This window comes from Aphanizomenon sp. UHCC 0183 (assembly GCF_009712065.1).
Classification (GTDB): domain Bacteria; phylum Cyanobacteriota; class Cyanobacteriia; order Cyanobacteriales; family Nostocaceae; genus Dolichospermum; species Dolichospermum heterosporum.
Map to the genome: position 1 here is coordinate 19,057 of NZ_VILC01000092.1, position 20,088 is coordinate 39,144.

Below are 20,088 nucleotides of genomic sequence, written 5' to 3' on the forward strand. Positions count from 1 at the left end.
CTGTAATGAGTACCCGAAAACAAACATAAACACGATGATGATTAGCATACTACGTAAATTTACGATTGTTTGTTTAGCCTTGACCTTGTGCTTAACAACTGTCGCTTGTGGAGGAGGAAACGACGCTAATTCCTCAAGTCGGAACATTAGCCAAACTCCTACTCCTACCAAGTTAAATGATGGTCAGTATGAAGTACAACAGGGTACATACAACGATGCCAATGGTGAGTATACCTTGTTTTTACTCAATAACAATCCCCCCAGCTTTGCCACAGAAAAGCTACAAATGGCACGATTGACTGATGATGAAATCAAAGCAGGTAAGAAAACTTACTTAAAAGTAGAAAATAGTCAGCCAATCTTATACATGACTGAAGACTTCAAACTTGAGTACGTCCATAATGTCACTGAAACCAGAAACAATCCCCAAACCGGACAACCGGAAACTGTAATTGTCCGTCAGCAAAGTAGTTTTTGGGCTCCTTTTGCCGGAGCTTTAGTTGGTAATGTTGCGGGTCAAGCTATTGGTAGTATGTTATTTAGACCTCAATATTATGTTCCCCCCGTGTATCAGCCCGGTGGAATCATGAATGGTTATGGTGGCTATGGTTCTAACTATGACTCGGCTGTTTCTAGTTACCGTTCTCGCTACAATGAACCACCCGCAGCAGTGAGAAATCGCACGGCCTTCCGCACCACAGGAAACATCAGAAATTCGTCTTCAGGAACCGCAAACCGCACCACCACTGGACGAGCTTCTGGTTCTGGGTTTGGTTCTAGTACCCTTCGTCCTTCTGGTAACTCTAGCTCTACCCGACGCAGTTCTGGTAGTAGTTTTGGTAGTGGTGGACGTTCTTCCAGTCGTCGTTCTTCCGGTTTCGGTAGCAGAAGAAGATAGGGAGTTTATTCATTAAAAAAATACCCAAAAATTTCTTGTGGTGCGGGACGAATTGCCCGCTAATCATCACAGACGGGCAGGATGCCCATCCCACAAAATTGGGTAATTTATTTTTTGGTGATCCCTAACGCACTTGTTGGGTTACGCTATCGCTTAACCCACGCTACAATAAATGCTAAAGCTTCAAGTCTTTAGCATTGACACTAATAAGTAGGTTGGCGTTGAAAATTGTCGTTATGGCAAGGCAAAAGGCAATACTTCGACTTCGCTCAGTAACCAGAGGCAAGAGTGAAGAGGGTTTAGGCGATTTTACATTTCTTTACACAGTTTGGTTTTATTGTGTTCACCTACTTAGACTGAGGATTTTGATTTGTCACTGATTGTGCTAGTTTGCCATTAGAAAGAACAGCAATAGCACGGGTATATTGAGGATCGCTATTTGTACCAATTAAATTCGGATTAGAAGCTAATTGGCGTTCTTGAGTTTGGGTCAAGTCCAGCTTGATATCGGGAGCAATTCCTTTATGATTGATGTCTGTACCATTTGGTGTATAGTAATGGGCAATAGTCACAGCTAAACCTGAACCATCTCCTAGTTCATGGACTGACTGTACCAAAGCCTTACCGAAGGTTTGACTACCAACAACTACAGCCCGTTTATTATCTTTGAGTGCGCCAGTGAGGATTTCACTAGCACTAGCGGAATTACCGTCAACTAAAATTGCTAAAGGTAGCTTGGTAATTGCTGTCTGATTGGCTTTTGTTTGAGAGCTTGATCCTTTGCGGTCTACGGTTTTGACGATATGACCATCATCTAGCCACATCCGGGCGATTTCTATACTCGCATTTAATAAACCACCAGGATTACCTCGCAAATCTAAAACGTAGGAATCAACTTTTTGGGCTTTTAAAGTGCGAATAGCTACCCGCATTTGATCCGCCGCATGGGAGCTAAATTCTTGTAACCGAATATATCCTACTCGGCGACCAGATTCTTGTTTGAGGGTATACCGGACTGTGGGAACTTCTATAGTTGCCCTTGTTAATTTAACGTTAAATTTGTTATTTGGTCTTTCTAAATCTAAGCTGACAGAAGTACCTATTTGACCACGAATCAATTTTGAGGCATCTTCTACTGTCATTTTTAGGGTAGATTTGCCATCTATTGCCAAAATCTCATCGCCTGATTTCAGTCCAGCTTTGAGGGCTGGAGAGTTTTCTATGGCTTCTATAACCGTGAGGCGTTTGGTTTTTTCGTTAACTTGCATCCGAATCCCAATCCCGGACACTTCCCCAGATGTTTGGTTTGTCAGGGATTCATATTGTTTGGGGTTCATAAACCGGGTGTAGGGATCACCTAGCTTTTGTAAAGCCTCGCGGATTGCTACATAAGCCTCGTCTTTAGAAGTATAGTCTTTACTTAATAGACTTTGCCTGACCGCTTGCCAATCTTGTTGGTTAAATTTTCCATCAACATATTCACGATTCACCAACTGCCAAACTTGGTCAACTAATGCTTTCGGACTATCTTGTAAAGCAGCATGAACGCAGCGTGTCCAAGCTTGACCAAATACAGATATAGTAGCAGTTGTGGCGATCGCTCCACCAATCAGGGCAGCTTGGAGCGGTGAGTAACGTTTCGCAGATTGGTTCATGTATATTAGCTGAAATAGTTGTGTTTTTGACAGTTTATCAATCAGAATTTTCTGATGTTTGCTAGTTTTTTATCCTAATAACCTTGATAATTCATCTACCTTTGGTTTTTTGTTAATGATCAGTTAGATATTTTATTTGTCGGTTAACAAATACGGTTCGAGTTGATCAGTTTTTTTACAGAACAATCCAAGTATGTAACACTTAGGTGAGTGTCACTTGTAAATGCCCAATTATTTCCCTTCACCATAGCACTTTCTTCGCTGAGTAGCTGTCATTTGCCTCAATAGATAGTTAAAGTTTTATTAACTATCTATGCTTGATAAATGTACTATCAACTTGATTAATTCATTTTCAGGGCAGATTTAAGTAATTGTGACAATTGTTACAAAAATTATTTTGGGAGTTAAATCTGCTCCTGATTTTTTGGCTGGGTTTACCAATATAACGCTAGTACCCCAAGGCGGAAGTCAAAAGTCAAAAGTCAAAAATAATATGGCGTTAGGACTTGCGCGCTGTACAAATTCACGATGATGTGCATGAACATTTCAGCATAGTATATTTTAGGTAAAGTTTGTTGATTTTAACCTAACTTGTGATTTATATACTTTCTATCATAGGCGATCGCCCTCAATCCAGCTTCACAAAATATTAATTTAACCCACGCAGGTGAGTTTTGTCTGTGTAGACGCGGTTTCTAACTCCTGCATCTCTAAAAATCTGTTCTATGGTGCGTCAGATATCAACAATCTGTTTATTTGCAGGATTTATCCAGTCTGACGCACCCTACCAATGTGCTGCTTATTTTGAGTAAATTAAGGTAGAATATCGGATAAATGTGCTACTTACCAAGATTATGAGCCTGTGCATCAATCCTAGCTGCTCAAAGCCGCAAAATCCAGATAATCTCCTCTTTTGTAAAACCTGTGGTTCAGGGTTGTTGCTACAAAACCGCTATCGGGTAGTAGTTAGGCTAGGAGGTGGTGGTTTTGGTGATACATTTGAAATCAATGAAGTCAGAACCAATAAAACCAAAGTTCTCAAAGTCTTAACTAATAATAGCCAGAAAGCTATAGAAGCATTTAAACAAGAAGCCGAAGTTTTAAGTCAACTTAATCATCCGAGTATTCCCAAAGTAGAACCAGGCGCTTATTTTGAACATTATTCTCGCAACAGCAAAACCCCAATTCATTGTTTCGTAATGGAAAAGATTGAGGGAGAAAACTTACATGAGTATATGAAAAAAAATAGTTTGCGTCCCATTAATCAAACTACAGCAATAGAATGGTTGAAAGATTTACTGATTATTTTAGAACAAGTCCATAATAAAAACTTTTTTCACCGAGATATCAAACCATCTAACGTCATGTTGAGGGTTGGAGATACTCAACTAGTATTAATTGATTTTGGCACGGTTAGAGAGGTGACAAACACAGTCATGATTCAGCAAGGTGGAGTTACCGGATTTAATTCTCCCGGTTACACACCTTCGGAACAATTGACTGGTAACGCTGTAATGCAATCTGATTTCTTTGCTTTAGGACGGACATTTGTTTATTTACTCACGGGTAAAGAACCACTTGATCAAGAAATGTATGATTCTTATCATGCGACATTAAATTGGCGTAATTATGCACCGCAAATATCAAAAATGTTGGCAGATTTGCTAGATGAGATGATGCAAACTTTATATAAGGATCGTCCTCAAGATACCCAAGAGATTTTACAAAGGATAGCGAAAATAGAAAAAGCTTTACAACCACCACCTCCAAAACCTCAACTACAACCTCAACCTATTAAATATCAACCAAAACCAATTTCTCAGAAGCAGAAAAATACAACTCGTCGAGATTTTATCCAAACTGTGAGTTTAGTTGTTGGTGGTGCTGTTATCGCAGTTGTAGGACAAAATTTATTTTCTGGAAAGCCAAATCAAACCTCAACACCAAAAATTACAACTTCTCCAAATACTCCAAGTCCAACACCAGAAAATACAACTTCCCCAAATACTCCAACACCAGAACCAACACCAAAAATTACCACTCCCCCACTTCAAACCTTCAGTTTTGAAGTTGTCACCACAGACGCAACTGGAAGCATCACCAACCGCCGCAACGCCAGTGCAAAATACTTCACAGAAGACTTAGGAAACGGTGTTTTGTTGGAAATGGTGGAAATCCCAGGGGGAACATTTATGATGGGTTCACCCGCAAATGAAGCAGAACGAGGTTCAGATGAAAGTCCCCAACACCAAGTAACTGTTCCGAGTTTCTCTATTGGGAAATATGAATTGACACAGGCGCAGTATCAAGCTATTATGGGAAGTAATCCTGCTAATTTTAAAGGCAATAACCGCCCAGTTGAAAATGTTCGTTGGGGTGATGCTGTTGCCTTTTGTGAAAAGTTAAGTCAAAGAACAGGAAAAAAATACAGATTACCCAGTGAGGCGGAATGGGAGTATGCTTGTCGTGCCGGAACTACTACACCATTTTATTTTGGTGAAAGTATTACTCCAGAACTGGTAAACTATGATGGTAATTATTCTTACGCTTCTGCTTCCAAAGGTCAATATCGCCAACAAACAACAGATGTAGGAACTTTTCCCCCTAACGCTTTTGGTTTGTACGATATGCACGGGAATGTCTTGGAATGGTGTCAAGATGACTATAAAGAAAATTATACAAATGCGCCTACAGACGGCAGTGCTTTGACAATCCTAAGCAGTGCTGGTAAACTGCTGCGCGGTGGTTCGTGGTACAACGTTCCTGGGGATTGCCGTTCTGCTTATCGCTACCTCAGCAACCTCGATCGCAACTACGACAATATTGGTTTTCGGGTTGTATGTAGTGGTGCGGCGAGGACTTAGTAGCCCTTTACACTCTTGCTCTTTTGCCCTCTTCTCTTCTTTTTCTTCTCCCTTCTTAACCCACCGCCGTGAGGCGGAAAATATTTTTCTCCAAAAAGCTGATTTTGGTATCTGGATTCAGTATAGCACACATTTTTCATTTTGTCAGAATCAGGATGTCCAGGATTTGAGGATGTACAGGATTTGAGGATGAAGCAATTCTCATTTTGACAAGAATAAAATAAGGTTAGAATCACGGATTTAGACGGATTGCACTGATTTCACGGATTTTAGTAACTCTTATCATAGCAAACAACCTCATCCGGATCACGGATTTAGACGGATGGCACTGATTTCACGGATTTTAGTTACTTTTAAGTTAAAATAAAAGAAATAGCAAAGTCCTCATCAGTATATGGTTACATCAACACAACCAACAACCCAAACCTTATACGATCAAGATTATTACCTGTGGATAAGAACAACCATTAACCAACTTCGCGCAGGACAATTTTCTGCGATTGATTTAGAGAATTTATTAGAAGAATTGGAAACTATGGGTAGAAGTGAAAAACGAGCAATTGAAAGTTTATTAATTAAGCTGCTTGTACATCTGCTCAAACTCCAATATTGGGATACTGAAAGAGAAAGAAATCAAGGACATTGGCAAGGAGAAATTAGAACATTTCGCAGACAAATTAAAAAGGCTATTAAAGATAGTCCTAGTTTAATACCTTACATTTTAGAAATATTTGATGAATGTTATCAGGATGCTAGAAAAGAAGCATCAGATCGCTCAGAACTTCCTCTTGACATATTCCCCCTTACCCCAATTGCTTCTTTAGAACAAATCCTAGATGAAACCTGGTTTCAGTGAATATAGCTGCAATCATCAGACAATTAATTAAAACCCAGTTAAAATAAAAGAAATAGCAAAGTCCTCACCAGTATATGGTTACATCAACACAACCAACAACCCAAACCTTATACGATCAAGATTATTACCTGTGGATAAGAACAACCATTAACCAACTTCGCGCAGGACAATTTTCTGTTGTTGATTTGGAGAATTTATTAGAAGAATTGGAAACTATGGGTAGAAGTGAAAAACGAGCAATTAAAAGTTTATTAATTAAACTGTTGGAACATCTACTCAAGCTAAAATGTTGGGATAGTGAAAGAGAAAGAAATCAAGGACATTGGAAGGGGGAAATTAGGACTTTTCGTATACAAATAAAAGATGAACTTAAAGATAGTCCTAGTTTAAAACCTTATATTTTAGAAATATTTGATCAATGTTATCAAGATGCCAGAAAATTAGTCAGCGACAGATCAGAACTTCCTCTTGACATATTCCCCCTTACCCCCATTGCTTCCTTAGAACAAATCCTAGATGAAAACTGGTTTCCTAAATATAGCTGCAATCATCAGAGTAAAGACGACTAAAATAGATACTTAACTCACGCTTCCTCAAGGAGTATCTAGCGGTGCAGCCAGATTTAGTAGGTTTGGAAATTAGCAAAGGGGAACTAAAACGCTTAACTGGATTTGATCCAGAAGATGTTTTCCGTCCCTCAATTATGGCAGACAAGGACAAGCGACTCAGTTTTTTTCTGAATGAAGCTTTAGTAGCTTTGGCGCTGACACCGATTATAGTTGGTGGTATTTATGCTTTTATTATTTTACCCACATTGGGGTCGTCCAATAAATTGGGGCTGATTCTATTGATTATAGTACCTGTAGGGGTGGTTGTGGGGCGATCGCTCTGGCGGAAAAAAAATTGTCCCTACGCACTCACCATCCTACTAGACGAAGTTGAAAAATATCACCAAGTCGTCCAAGCTATAGATATTCATGATCAACTGACTAACTCCGGTAACACTCAAGGTAACATTAGCGACAGAGAACAGGTAATATCTGCATTGCAACTCATTCGGGAAGATTTAGTCCGCGCTTTAAAAAGTGAACGGATTTTGCGCGATAATAAAAAACTGCTTGCTAATAACCAAGATTTAGTGGTAAATAATTTAGCTAATCTGCAAACCTTACAAGTTAGTAGTCAAGCTAGTGAATATGCTCAACTTCTTAATCAATCATTGCAGATTGCCTTAGATGTACAAGCAGAACTCAGAAAACTCGCAAAGGTGTAATCATAAATTTATTCCCCAAAATTAATGCTTAAACCCTACCAAACTGGAGAACCCTAAATGATATCTAAATTATTGAGTAAAACTCTTTATGAACAAGATTATCCCCAGTGGTTAGAAATTACCTTGCAACAATTAGAGACAAAGGATTTAGAAAATATTGATTGGGAAAATTTAATTGAGGAGATTGCGGCATTGGGGAATGAACAAAAACACAAATTAGAAAGTTATCTACTGCAACTTCTTAAACATCTGCTATTGTACCAGTATTGGAGTATTCCCGACTGTAAAAATCATTGGGAGGTAGAAATTGATAATTTTCGGGTAGAAATCAGGAAATTAACCAAATCAAAAAACCTCTACAATTATCTATTAACCGTGCTGGATCAAGTTTATAATGATGCAGCCCGACAAGCAAAGAAAAAAAGTGGTTTAAATTGCTTTCCTCCAATTTGTCCTTACACAATTGACCAAATTTTAGATGTCGAATATCTACCACCATGTCCATATTTATGAATAACCAACCTAAAATAATTGTCCTTGATGATGATCCTACAGGTTCACAAACCGTCCATAGTTGTTTACTATTAATGCGCTGGGACGTAGAAACTTTACGTTTAGGACTAAAAGATGATGCTCCGATTTTCTTTATTTTAACAAATACTCGTTCTCTGACTCCAGAAACAGCCGCATCTGTAACTAGGGAAGTTTGTCATAACCTGAAACTTGCCTTAGCAGCGGAAAAAATCGCCGATTTTCTCGTAGTTAGTCGTTCTGACTCTACCTTACGGGGACATTATCCCATAGAAACTGATGTGATTTCCGAAGAACTCGGTCCCTTTGATGCTCATTTTCTTGTACCAGCATTTTTTGAAGGGGGAAGAATTACCCGCGACAGTATTCATTATCTAATTATTGATGATGTTCCCACTCCTGTACATGAAACAGAATTTGCCCGTGATTCTGTTTTTGGGTATAATTACAGCTATCTACCTAAATATGTAGAAGAAAAAACCAAGGGACGGATTAAAGAAGATCATGTTACGAGATTTTTACTCCCAGATATCCGTGCTGGTAGTTTAGAAAACTTATTACAACTTGAAAATAATCAATGTGCTGTAGTAGACGGTGAAAATCAGCAGGATCTTAATTCTTTTGCGGTAGATGTATTAACAGCCGCAAGTCGGGGAAAACGCTTTTTATTCCGTTCTGCTGCTAGTATTTTAACAGCTTTGGCTGCCTTACCACCCCAACCCATTGCTGCTGAAAATATGGCAAAATATGTGCGCGGTGGTAAACCTGGTGCAATTATTGTTGGCTCTCACGTTAAAAAGACAACTCAACAGTTAGAATCATTATTACAAGTTGAGGGGACAGTAGGTATAGAAGTGAATGTGTGCCTATTACTTGAGAATGGGGTAAATGAATCTGCTAAACTGCTAATCGAGATTATCGAAAATGTCAAAGTAGTACATGGTGCTGGTAAAACGCCAGTAGTTTATACTAGCCGTCAGGAATTGGCTTTTAAAGATGTCAAAACTAGATTAGATTTTGGCAATACAGTTTCAGCTTTACTTATGGATATTGTCCAGGGTTTACCATCTGATCTAGGATTCCTAATCAGTAAGGGGGGTATTACTTCTAACGATGTCTTGAGTACGGGACTGGCTTTAACTTCAGCCCGATTACTTGGTCAAATTTTAGCAGGTTGTTCAATGGTAATTACCCCATCTGATCATCCCCTGTTTCCTAATTTGCCAGTGGTGTTGTTTCCCGGTAATGTCGGTAATACTGATGCTTTAGGATTAGTTTATCAAAGATTGATAGGGAATAGGGAATAGGGAATAGGGAAAGGCAAGAGGCAAGAGGCAAGGGGCAAGGGGCAAGAGGCAAGAGGCAAGAGGCAAGGGGCAAGAGTCTTACCAATTACCAATTACCAATTACCAATTCTCAATCTTTTATGAAAATCTCAAATTTTAGTGTATTTTGGCTAGTGCTGCATGAATTCTGATTCTGCTAAACCTGATGAAATAAATTCTGAATTTCCTAAGTCAGAATCAATTTTTAATCAGGTTGATAAAAAGGTAAATAATTCTCATTCTGTCCCAGACAATGTAGATGTTGCTGATTCTACTAAACCTGATGAAATAAAGTCTGAATTTCTGAAATCAGAATCGGTTTTTTATCAAGTTGATCAAGAGGTAAATAATTCTAACTCTGGCAAGATAAATACAGATTTTGCTGATCATAAAGTAGAATCTAGTCCCATTATCCCTACTAATTCAGAGTTAAATTCTGTAATTGCTTATTTAAAGGGTAATTCTGCTGCTGAAAATCCAGAATTTAATATTCCTAATGAGGGGGAGACTGGTGCTATTTTAGCTAATTTACCAAATACTGATTTAGAATTAATAGAACAAAAGGTAGATCATAATATTCAAGTTCAGTTAAAAACTGAAGGAGAGCGACTATTATTAATTTTGCCCACCGAGTTGCAAGTACCGGCATCAGAATTTAATTGGGGGGAAATTTGGCAACAAATGAAACAGCGTCTCAATGCGGGCGATCGCTTACGGAAACCAAATACATTCCTGCATCTAGTAGCCAAAGATAGATTGTTAGATAACAGACAATTGCAAGATTTGGCAGAAACTTTAAATACATACCAAATTCAACTAAAATCTGTAGCTACCAGTCGAAGACAAACTGCGATCGCCGCTTGTACCCTGGGTTATTCCGTAGAACAAATCCAACTCCAAACATCCCTCACCTCGGATATTCAACCGACTCCCAGCGCCCTAGCAGATGCCCTCTATCTGCAAATGACGGTCAGATCAGGTGTGGAAATTCGTCATCCCGGTACGGTAATCATCTTGGGAGATATCAATCCTAGTGGTATCGTCATTGCCGATGGGGATATTCTCATTTGGGGACGATTGCGGGGAGTTGCCCATGCTGGTGCCAGTGGGAATCGGGAATCTCTGATCATGGCTTTGCAAATGGAAGCAACCCAATTGCGAATAGCTGATGCTGTTGCTAGATCCCCAGAAAAAACCCTCACCGGCTTCTTTCCTGAAGTTGCACATATTACACCTGAAGGAATTCGCATTGTTAAAGCCGATGATTTTTACCGCAGTCAATTAAGTAGTCGAATGCAATTAATTACACAAAATCTGATCTAAAATTCTTGCCCAGTTAAGAATCTACAGCAGCTTTTAACAGTCAGCAGTAAAACCCTTTCGGTGCAAGGTTTGATAATTAATATTTGTACCTCATTTACCTGCAATATACTGGATATGTAATTAATTTCTGTTAGGTTACTAAATTAGAATCAATCAATAGCAATAAAAATATTTTATTGTTGTTCCCTGAACTTTCATAAAGCATTATCATGACTCGCATTATTGTCATTACCTCCGGTAAAGGGGGAGTCGGTAAAACCACAGTTTCAGCTAATTTAGGGATGGCTTTAGCCAAAATAGGCAAACAAGTAGCCTTAATTGATGCAGATTTTGGGCTGAGAAATTTAGATTTACTTCTAGGACTAGAAAATCGTATTGTTTATACAGCAGTAGAGGTCTTGGCAAGGGAGTGTCGTTTAGAACAAGCTTTAGTTAGAGATAAGCGACAACCTAATTTGGTACTTCTCCCAGCTACCCAACATCGCAACAAAGAATCCGTTACACCCGACCAAATGAAGTTACTGGTAAATGCTTTAGCGCAAAAGTACCAGTATGTGATGATTGACTGCCCCGCAGGAATTGAAATGGGGTTTAAAAATGCGACTGCACCCGCTAAAGAAGCCCTAATTGTCACCACTCCCGAAATTTCCGCCGTCCGCGATGCTGACAGGGTAGTGGGATTACTCGAAGCCCAAGGTGTCAAAAAAATTAACTTAATAGTTAACAGGATTAGACCGGCAATGGTACAGGCAAATGATATGATGTCTGTAGAAGACGTTCAGGAACTTCTCGCCATCCCCATAATTGGAATCATCCCCGACGATGAGCGGGTGATTGTTTCTACCAATCGTGGCGAACCTTTAGTATTATCAGACACTTCCTCTTTAGCTGCCACCGCTTTTGAGAATATTGCTCGGAGATTGGAAGGGGAAACTGTCGAATTTCTGGAGCTTGACTCATCTAATAACAACATCTTCTCTCGGTTGAGAAAGATGTTGTGGTCAAAGATTGTTTAATTTACTTGCCAGTGTTTCTGCCTTACACATACCCGCAATGATTCTTGAAATTTTAGAAAAATTTTTTGTTCGTAGTCCCGATAACAGCCGCGATGACGTTAAACGTCGTTTGCAAGTGGTAATATCCCATGACCGTGCGGACTTAGACCCCCAAACTTTAGAAAAAATGCGTCAGGAAATCCTGGAAATCGTTTGTCGCTATGTCGAAATAGAAACAGACGGTTTGGAGTTTTGCCTAGAAAGCAGCCAACGGACAACAGCTTTAATTGCTAATTTACCAATCCGTAGGATTAAAGAAAGCCTAGATGAAACGGTTCTAGAAAGTCGTGATATCTTACTGTAGGGGCGCAGGGTCTGCGCCCTGAATTGTCTTGGATTAGACCTTAAAAAGCGAATGGCGGCATTAATTTGACCACCTTCCCATGACTTGACCAATCACCGCCAATTCTGACATTAATTTATCAAACAGGTCTGGGGTTAAAGATTGGGGTCCATCCGATAAGGCTTTAGCTGGATTGGGATGTACTTCTATCATTAACGAATCCGTACCTGCTGCGATCGCCGCCATAGCCATAGCAGGAACAAACTCAGACCAACCCACGCCATGACTAGGATCAATCATGATGGGTAAATGCGTCAACTTTCGCAATACTGGCACAACCGATAAATCTAGAGTATTGCGGGTATATTGACGGTCAAAAGTTCTAATTCCCCGTTCACACAAAATTACATTGGCATTACCCGCCGCTAAAATATACTCAGCCGCCATTAACCAATCTTCAATAGTGGCAGCCATACCGCGTTTTAACAGCACTGGTTTGGGTTGCGCTCCCACTTTCTTCAGCATGGAGAAATTCTGCATATTTCTCGCCCCCACCTGAATCACATCGGCAACTTCGCCAATTTTCTCCAAATCTTCCGTATCCATTACTTCGGTGATAATCCCCAACCCGCTGACTTTCCGCGCGGTTGCTAACAATTCCAAAGCACTTTCACCATGACCTTGAAAAGCATAAGGTGAAGTACGAGGTTTATAGGCCCCACCGCGTAAAAACTTAGCTCCTGCCGCCTTCACCCGCAGTGCTGTTTCTACAATCATTTCTTCATTTTCCACAGAACAGGGTCCAGCGACAACTACCAAAGGATGATGTTCACCAAACACCACATCACCTTGAGGACTATTCACCACCACTTCAGAAGCTTCTCCATGACGGAATTGGCGACTGGCTCGTTTATAGGGTACTTCCACTCGTAATACTTGCTCAATCCATTGACTCAATTCTTGAATGCGGGGGGGATCTAAATCCGCAGTTTCCCCAACCAAAGCAATGACTACTTTATGTTGACCAATAATTTTTTCTGGTGTTAGTCCCCAGCCTGATAATTCTGTGGTAATCCGATTTATTTCTTCCTGTGGGGAACCAACTTTCATGACGATAATCATTTACGAGTTCCTTTTTTAAGTAGATTTTTGATTAACTAACTTTAGATTAACAAGAAAAACTTATGAAAAAAAAATGTAGCGTCAGGTACTTTTTCCTAAATAGACAGTAGTTTGTGCTGAATTTTACTAGAAAAGTTCAAACAATTTCCTAGTTTGTTGTTTGAATTAGTAGAAGAACCAGTTTATCCTAATAACCGTTTTAATCTTTTGTAAACATCATCATCATTGCGCTTACCAACTAAAATTACTTCCACTAAATCTTGATCTGGAAAGTATTTATAAACAATTCGATATTCACTCACCACTATCTACTCGATAAAAACCCTGATAACCAGATATTTTTTCACTATCATTTGGCAAAGGTTCAACATTCAAAGCCAAAACCTTTTTTGCTATTTGTGCTGCTATTTTAGGTTGTAACCCATTGAGAAAATCCAGAACAGTTGCTAAACCATCAAGCCGCGCCATTAGCCAAATGCTCCAGTGCAGATGTAAAAGCCTCTGTACCCACCATTTTTGAATGACTCAAAGCAGTTTCAGCATTTTGAACTAACTGCATATCTTCTAATTCTTGCAATCGAGTAATTAATTTTTGGTAGCTATCTGCGGAAATAATGACATGACTAGGACGTGATTGTTTAGTTAGTAATACTGGTTCTATAGCAGCTTTGTCAAAAACCTCACCATGTTTATTTCGCGCATCTGTAAGAGTATAGGTTTGCATACTATGACTATTTTAGACATTTTGACTATATTCTAGCATAAATATTTTACAGCGATTTCCAATCATATAATATAAGGTACATCCTAGCCCCCTCATCGCACCCCCCTAAATCCCCCCGCAGCGGGGGGAAGAAAAGGATAAGCTTTTGATACTGGAGGGGGTTGGGGGTGGGGTTCTTGTTCCAGGTTTGATGACAATTTGCTGTAAAACTGATACTCGACTGATTTACTCATCTGTTGTTAAAGTAATGTTGTCACGCTAAAATGTCAGCATACAAAATGGTGAACACGAAAAATAGAGTAAGGGACTTCCAAGAGATAAATTATCCTGATTAACCAACCACGGAGGCGCAGAGGACACAGAGGAATAAGGGTTTGAGAGATTTTTGCGTTAGGTGGTTTATCGGTTGTCAAGAGATTGCTTCCTTTCACTCGCAATGACAACTCATGCAGCACAGGTTTATTAGATTAGAGACTTCCAATCAAAAAAATATCCCAAAATTTCTTGTGGTGCGGGACGAATTGCCCGCTAATCATCAAGGACGGGCAAGGATGCCCATCCCACAAAATTGGATCATTTTTTTTGTGGAGTTCTCTAAAATCTTCTATATACTTACCTTTTGATATTGATATGGATAAAAGACGTGATCCCAATTACAAACAGATTAGCGGTCATATTCCACTAGAGCTTTACAAGCAATTTAAAACCGCTTGTTTTTATAGAGATATTAAACAAAGCGAAGCTGTAGAAATAGCTATAGATAATTGGGTTAAAGAAGATAGCCAAGGCGAAAAAACCAGTTAATGCGATTCCTGGGGAGTGCTTCGCTATCTTTCAAAACAAACAAGCCAGTCAGCAAAAATCAGCATGAAAGAGGATGATATTAAACGCTCTAAAGGGAAACTTGACCCTGTAAAAGAGTCAAGATACTGGCTACCAACAGCATCTGAGGAACACTGCAAAAAGATAGGGAAAAAACGGGGACTCCGATTAATCGAAGTCATTGATACCGAAGCCGAAGTTTTACCAATAATTTGTATTTTCGAGGGATACCCAAATGAGTGAAGCAACACTTTCTATATCTATCACTGAATTAATCCCCATGCTGACTGCTATAGCAGAACGTAATTGGGAAAGATTTAAAGAAGTTGAGAAACAATTTGTTACAAAACATGGTGTAGAAGCCTGGGAAGAATTTTTTGCTTTTCGGCTTAAACCTGCTCTAGACAAAGATTCTGACCGTTGGCTACTAATTCAGTGGTGTAGCAAAGGCATCAAATCAGTCAAAATTGTAGCTTAATTTAGATGTTTTGAAACTATCTACTAAAGATTTACAGGCTTCTAAACGGTAGTTTCAGTCCCCTTACGGGGATTCGTTTTTTTGAAATCATATATTACGCGCATCTGTAACAGTATAGGTTTGCATAGAATGACTATTTTAGATATTTTGGCTATTTCTGCTAAGTAGGTTGGCGTTGAAAATTGTCGTTATGGCAAGGCAAAAGGCAATACTTCGACTTCGCTCAGTAACCAGAGGCAAGAGGCAAGAGTGAAGAGGGTTTGGGCGATTTTACGTTTCTTTACACAGTTTGGTTTTATTGTGTTCACCTACTTAATGAAGTGTATAATGAATAGTAAGAAAATTCATTTTAACTAATTACTCAATTGAGCTACGATAACGCTTGTAAGTATTTATCAGAACAGTATCCTTCCGAATTTGTCCGGTGGTTGTTAGCCAGAGAACCGCAACAAGTAGAAGTTCTCAAAACTGAACTAACATTAGAACCAATTCGCGCTGATTCTGTGAGTTTTTTGCAAACAGATAACCAGATTCTGCATATAGAATTTCAGACTTTACCGAAGTCTAGAACACCTTGGTAGAGTCGAGGGCGGGTAGTCGGGTAAGGTTCAAGCGTCACCGCTCTCCCCTCCCCTAAGAACCGTGCATAAGACTTTCGCACTTACACGGCTCAAGCCTTACTTCAAGCGAGTTGACTTGGTTTTAGAATGTTCCTGTTTGTGACAAGCATGATGCAAGTGCTGTAGGTTTTCAATGCCGTCTTGTCCACCTTGAGCAACGGGAACTATGTGATGGGTGTTTAATTCCTCTCCATTGAATAAAGGTTCACCACAGATAGGACATTTCCAATTTTGGTTTTGAGCGATTTTATACTTCCAAGAGTTTTTCTCCCAGTAGCTCTTTCCATATTTCTGGTGGCGTTTTTCCCAGTATTCTTTGAGTGAAGGGTCATCTGGCGACGCTTCCCCCTTGACCTTTACATGGCGTTCGATGGGCGTGTACGCTATCGGAAATAGGATTATATCCTTTTCTTTCCCTCTACGGTCGCTAGTTATCGTAGCGAATGTCCATTTATTACCATTTATTGTCTTGAAGTAACGCTTCCGAATCCATTTTGTATTTTTGTTGGGATGTCTACGTTTAGCCCAACACCAAAGGTATCGCCATGTTCTACTTTTGATATATTCAAAAGTTTTTTTACTAACAACCCCTTTGTAATAATTGGAAAATCCACGAAGAATTGGATTAAGTCTTTTTATAACTGATTCTTGTTCGCACCCATTCATTGCTCTGATTTCTCGCCCAATTCGTTTGCAGAAGTCCAAGACTTTCTTCTTCGAGGGCTTGATAAGCAATTTGCCATTGTAATGGCGGTGGTTGAATCCAAGAAAGTCAAAACCATCCTCCATCGACGTGATTAACGTCTTTTCCGCACTGAGATTCAGTCCTCTTTCTGATAACCATTGCTGAATCTGGATTTGGGCTTTTTCAAGACTTCCTTTGTCTCTAGCTGTGACAATAAAATCATCAGCATATCTAACCACGCCAAGTTTGGAATTAGTGGATTTTATATAGTTTTCTAATCCATGCAAACCGATGTTGGCTAGAAGGGGTGATATTACTCCTCCCTGTGGTGTGCCTGTCTCTGTTGGGTGATATTTCCCTTCAAAGATAAATCCAGCTTTTAACCATCCTTTTATTAGGTTTCTTTTAGGGAAGTTTCCTAATCGCTTGAGGATAGATTCATGGATAATGTTATCAAAGAAACTTTGAATATCAGCTTCTAGAACCCAAGTATTTCTAGCATTTGGACTTGCATTTAATCTTATCCAGTTTTGTGCTATAGCGTCTTGACAACTTCTTCCGGCTCTGAACCCATAGGAATTTGGTTCAAATATGGCTTCCCATTCGGGTTCTAGTGAATTAACTATTATTGCCTGTTCGATTCTGTCACGCACGGTTGGGATTCCGAGCGGTCGTTTTTTACCGTTGGATTTTGGAATCATTACCCGTTTTGTGGGGTCTTGATTGCCGCCTTTCCAGTTGTTTACCAGCTTCACTCGCTGCTCTGGGGTATTGATTATTTCTTTGTCAATTCCTGCCGTTGCTCTGCCTTTGTTGGTCTGAGTGATTTTCCGAACAGATAATATTAGGTTTGCGTAGCTTCTTTGCATTAACTTTTGGAGACTTCGCAGTTTCTTCCAGTTACCAAGTTTTCTCGCGAGAAAGATTCGTTGACGCAGATTCTTAACCGCTTTATTAATCTGTTTCCAGTTGACCTGATTCCAGTTTTCTAGCGGTTTTCTTAGTCCGTTTGTTGTACTTGCATACACCATCTAACTTGTCATCGAATTAAGTTTCTTTTGTTTAGTCTCTTTCTCATAAGACCCAAGAAAAGTCTGCTATTCCTTTCGGTCAGGGACAAAGTTTGAATCCCTATCCCATCTATTACAGACGGGCGTTCGCTTTTTCTCTCATCCTCTACCCTCCAGAGAGTTCTATCTTCCTCACGGTTGACTTACTATGGGATTTCGACCTTTCCATAGACTCTGTAGGGCTTACCTTGTCGTTTCATTTGGTGTATGTTCTCTGTTAGATGTTGATTTTCCTGCGGTGGGAGTTGTATTCACACGATTCATAGAAAATAAAACTATAAATCTACCCACTTACCTTTTGGTTAGAGCCTATCAGCCTTATTTGGCTCTCTGGGCGATGACGCAGTTTAGACATCAATTCACTTTCGTTCATCTTAGGAGAACTCCCTCTTGCTCCTTACCACGTTTTAGGCTAGTAGTTAAGGCTACGTTTGTGGTCTGCACTCCGCCTGTTTCGTTACCTACTTGGGCGTGACCAGACTCTGAAAAGAGTCTTTTTACATGAGGGTAGAGAGTGTGAATTCTCTAGGAGAGTCGGCTCTCCGTCCTAAACGACCTTTCAAGTCGCGCTTATCCCGCGCCCCTCTCTGTTAAATCTGGACGTGCCACTTTCACGGCATCCAGCTTCCGATATTCTTAGCTTTCGCTTTTGCTCATGTGAATATAATCGTGGCAGCTTTCATGAATTGCTAGAAGGTTTTTAGGTTTACCATTCTTATGGTTTCCATCTATATGATGTAAGTGTACCTTCTCATCACTGAGCATTTTTAACCCACAATTACCACATTTATGGTTTTGCCGTTTGAGGGCTTTAGAGGTGTTACCGTCATATAACTTACTGTTGCGTTCGCTCCAGTAGGTTATATCTCCGTCGTAGGGTGATTTTTCACCTTTGACATTGATATGTTTATTTTCGGAGTAAGGGACTGCTGGGAACGCCTTATCTAGTAATTGCTTACTAGTGTAGCGATTCTGCTTTGTTTCCTTGTTGAATACCCTAAATGCTCTAGTTTCGATGTGGAATAACGAGTTTCTTGACCCGTCCATCTTGCAGAAGCGGTGGTAATTCCTCCAACCTCTAACTACAGGGGCTAATTTCTCAGCCTTTGTGGTAGAACCATAATTCGAGTTGTTGACGATGTGTTTTACTTTCTTGCGGAAAGCTTTGAAATTGTCCGCTGATGGGACGCATCTAAACTTCCCGTTTTTCTGGACTTTAAAATTCCAGCCGAGGAAATCAAACCCCTCTGTCGCGGCGGTTAACTTTGTCTTTTTCTCACTGACTTTCATTCCCCGCTCTGCTAGGAACTGACTGATTTTGTCAAGTATATCAGTTGCATCGTCTTGAGGTCTGAGTATTATCACCATATCATCCGCGTAGCGAATTGATGGCTCAATAATCCTTTCCTTTGGGGTCTTGTCTGTGATTCTGTAGCCTGACATCTGGTGATATCTGTGAATACTTTCAATCCCATTTAAGGCGATGTTAGCTAAAAGTGGACTTACCACCCCGCCTTGAGGTGTTCCTTGTTCAGGAAACTCTGGATTAACTCCGGCTTTGAGACAGCGGAATACTCCCTGTCTTATACTCTTAGGAGCGATAAGTTTATCCATGATGGCGGTATGGTTTATCCTGTCAAAGCATTTTTCAATATCGAGTTCTATAACTCGTTTATCTATTCCATTGCAAAATGAGCGTAGGTTGTTGAACAGGATTTTCTGGGCATCGTGAGCCGAACGCCCCGTCCTAAACCCATAGCTGTATGCGTGGAAGGTTGCTTCGTGCGCTGGTTCTAATGCGTATTTGATAAGGCATTGATACGCCCTATCGGCAATAGTGGGGACTTTGAGAATCCGGGTTTTACCATCCTTTTTAGGGATGGGTATTTCACGCAATCCCTGGTGTTTCCAGTTATTGCATTCTGTTCTAAGTTTTTCATTTAGTTCAAACCTTTGCTCGAATGAGAGCGCGGTTTTCCCGTCAATTCCCGCTGTCTTTTTCCCAGCATTTAGCTGTGTTACTTGACGAATAGCCAGTAATCTTGCTGCGGTTGATTTCAGAATCAGCTTTTGTAGGGACTTAGCTTTGCGCTTGTCGCCAACTTGAACCGCTTTGTACACTCGTTTTTGTAGGCGGAATAGGTTACGGCGGAATTTCTTCCAAGGTAACGTTTTCCAGGATTCACTAGAGTTTTCTCTGTGTCTAATCATGCTCTGCTCCAATTTGTGTATTCTGAACACCTCAGACCAATTACGGTCTGTCCTACCCGAATTGAAGGAGTTCCGCTGCTCGTCTAGCCTACTTTAGGGTTCGACCTCCCTAAGACCCTCAATCCGTTTTTATTCGTTCCCTCGGTTAGATTGTTAGTTCCTTTAGGTGTAGCCATTTCAACTACTGGAATCCCTAGACTCTTGCCGCTATTAATTAAAGATGCGGCGGGAATTAATTCCAGTTAAGTCAGGATTTTTAATGTTGTGTCCTGCTTCGTAGTTAGTCGCTTTTC

The 20,088-nt window shown here is 40.0% G+C and carries 18 protein-coding genes and 2 pseudogenes; 14 read left to right on the top strand and 6 right to left on the bottom strand.

Annotated features, from left to right (window positions below; genetic code table 11):
• Positions 1 to 34: 34 nt before the first annotated feature.
• Positions 35 to 898 carry a hypothetical protein gene (locus tag FJR37_RS21770; RefSeq protein WP_039202800.1) on the top strand — a complete coding sequence of 288 codons (864 nt, stop codon included), beginning with the start codon at positions 35 to 37 and terminating at the stop codon, positions 896 to 898.
• Positions 899 to 1,245: 347 nt separating this feature from the next.
• Here the strand turns inward: FJR37_RS21770 and ctpB are convergent, their stop codons facing one another.
• A complete protein-coding gene (ctpB, locus tag FJR37_RS21775) occupies positions 1,246 to 2,553 on the bottom strand; it encodes a carboxyl-terminal processing protease CtpB (RefSeq protein WP_039202802.1) in 1,308 nt (435 codons plus the stop codon).
• Between the two features lie 854 nt (positions 2,554 to 3,407).
• Here ctpB and FJR37_RS21780 point away from each other — a divergent pair.
• From FJR37_RS21780 to minE, 9 genes are all read left to right on the top strand, one after another.
• Positions 3,408 to 5,417, top strand: a complete 2,010-nt coding sequence (locus tag FJR37_RS21780) for a bifunctional serine/threonine-protein kinase/formylglycine-generating enzyme family protein (RefSeq protein WP_168467101.1) — start codon at positions 3,408 to 3,410, stop codon at positions 5,415 to 5,417.
• A 394-nt stretch (positions 5,418 to 5,811) separates the two neighbouring features.
• Positions 5,812 to 6,273: a DUF29 domain-containing protein gene (locus tag FJR37_RS21785; protein WP_168467102.1), complete on the top strand. Its 462-nt coding sequence runs from the start codon at positions 5,812 to 5,814 to the stop codon at positions 6,271 to 6,273.
• 74 nt (positions 6,274 to 6,347) lie between these two features.
• Positions 6,348 to 6,842 (top strand): DUF29 domain-containing protein, encoded by a 495-nt coding sequence (locus tag FJR37_RS21790; protein ID WP_039202806.1) that lies wholly within the window; start codon positions 6,348 to 6,350, stop codon positions 6,840 to 6,842.
• Between the two features lie 41 nt (positions 6,843 to 6,883).
• Positions 6,884 to 7,546: a hypothetical protein gene (locus FJR37_RS21795; RefSeq protein WP_168467103.1), complete on the top strand. Its 663-nt coding sequence runs from the start codon at positions 6,884 to 6,886 to the stop codon at positions 7,544 to 7,546.
• Between the two features lie 57 nt (positions 7,547 to 7,603).
• Positions 7,604 to 8,059: a DUF29 domain-containing protein gene (locus FJR37_RS21800; RefSeq protein ID WP_039202809.1), complete on the top strand. Its 456-nt coding sequence runs from the start codon at positions 7,604 to 7,606 to the stop codon at positions 8,057 to 8,059.
• The gene (locus FJR37_RS21805; protein ID WP_039202811.1) at positions 8,056 to 9,384 is read left to right on the top strand and encodes a four-carbon acid sugar kinase family protein; all 1,329 of its coding nucleotides are present in this window, start codon (positions 8,056 to 8,058) and stop codon (positions 9,382 to 9,384) included. The genes FJR37_RS21800 and FJR37_RS21805 overlap by 4 nt, the downstream gene beginning before the upstream one ends.
• Positions 9,385 to 9,543: 159 nt before the next feature.
• The gene (gene minC, locus FJR37_RS21810) at positions 9,544 to 10,725 is read left to right on the top strand and encodes a septum site-determining protein MinC (RefSeq protein WP_217355363.1); all 1,182 of its coding nucleotides are present in this window, start codon (positions 9,544 to 9,546) and stop codon (positions 10,723 to 10,725) included.
• Positions 10,726 to 10,934: 209 nt separating this feature from the next.
• Entirely contained in the window at positions 10,935 to 11,741 is an 807-nt protein-coding gene (gene minD, locus FJR37_RS21815) for a septum site-determining protein MinD (protein WP_053539858.1), read from the top strand.
• Positions 11,742 to 11,778: 37 nt separating this feature from the next.
• Complete coding sequence (gene minE / locus FJR37_RS21820; RefSeq protein ID WP_168467104.1) at positions 11,779 to 12,084, top strand: cell division topological specificity factor MinE; 306 nt, start codon at positions 11,779 to 11,781, stop codon at positions 12,082 to 12,084.
• 60 nt (positions 12,085 to 12,144) lie between these two features.
• On the opposite strand, the gene aroF is transcribed toward minE, so the two are convergent.
• The 3 genes and pseudogenes from aroF to FJR37_RS21835 all read right to left on the bottom strand — a co-directional run bounded on the left by aroF (position 12,145) and on the right by FJR37_RS21835 (position 13,909).
• Positions 12,145 to 13,185 carry a 3-deoxy-7-phosphoheptulonate synthase gene (gene aroF, locus FJR37_RS21825; protein ID WP_039200614.1) on the bottom strand — a complete coding sequence of 347 codons (1,041 nt, stop codon included), beginning with the start codon at positions 13,183 to 13,185 and terminating at the stop codon, positions 12,145 to 12,147.
• A gap of 182 nt (positions 13,186 to 13,367) precedes the next feature.
• Positions 13,368 to 13,653 (bottom strand): annotated as a pseudogene (locus tag FJR37_RS21830) (type II toxin-antitoxin system RelE/ParE family toxin).
• A complete protein-coding gene (locus FJR37_RS21835) occupies positions 13,640 to 13,909 on the bottom strand; it encodes a type II toxin-antitoxin system Phd/YefM family antitoxin (protein WP_039200613.1) in 270 nt (89 codons plus the stop codon). Before FJR37_RS21835 ends, FJR37_RS21830 begins: the two are co-directional and overlap by 14 nt.
• 630 nt (positions 13,910 to 14,539) lie before the next feature.
• Between FJR37_RS21835 and FJR37_RS21840 the strand changes: the two genes are divergently transcribed.
• From FJR37_RS21840 to FJR37_RS21855, 4 genes and pseudogenes are all read left to right on the top strand, one after another.
• The gene (locus FJR37_RS21840; protein WP_168467105.1) at positions 14,540 to 14,713 is read left to right on the top strand and encodes a hypothetical protein; all 174 of its coding nucleotides are present in this window, start codon (positions 14,540 to 14,542) and stop codon (positions 14,711 to 14,713) included.
• A 63-nt stretch (positions 14,714 to 14,776) separates the two neighbouring features.
• Positions 14,777 to 14,974: a hypothetical protein gene (locus FJR37_RS21845; protein WP_039200612.1), complete on the top strand. Its 198-nt coding sequence runs from the start codon at positions 14,777 to 14,779 to the stop codon at positions 14,972 to 14,974.
• Positions 14,967 to 15,209: a hypothetical protein gene (locus FJR37_RS21850; protein WP_027404046.1), complete on the top strand. Its 243-nt coding sequence runs from the start codon at positions 14,967 to 14,969 to the stop codon at positions 15,207 to 15,209. The genes FJR37_RS21845 and FJR37_RS21850 overlap by 8 nt, the downstream gene beginning before the upstream one ends.
• Before the next feature lie 365 nt (positions 15,210 to 15,574).
• Positions 15,575 to 15,784: pseudogene (locus tag FJR37_RS21855) on the top strand (hypothetical protein); the annotation flags it as partial.
• A gap of 102 nt (positions 15,785 to 15,886) precedes the next feature.
• Here the strand turns inward: FJR37_RS21855 and ltrA are convergent.
• Together ltrA and FJR37_RS21865 are read right to left on the bottom strand one after the other, a co-directional pair.
• Complete coding sequence (gene ltrA, locus FJR37_RS21860) at positions 15,887 to 17,545, bottom strand: group II intron reverse transcriptase/maturase (RefSeq protein WP_148762286.1); 1,659 nt, start codon at positions 17,543 to 17,545, stop codon at positions 15,887 to 15,889.
• 675 nt (positions 17,546 to 18,220) lie between these two features.
• Positions 18,221 to 19,795 (bottom strand): reverse transcriptase domain-containing protein, encoded by a 1,575-nt coding sequence (locus tag FJR37_RS21865; protein ID WP_168467106.1) that lies wholly within the window; start codon positions 19,793 to 19,795, stop codon positions 18,221 to 18,223.
• Positions 19,796 to 20,088: the final 293 nt, after the last annotated feature.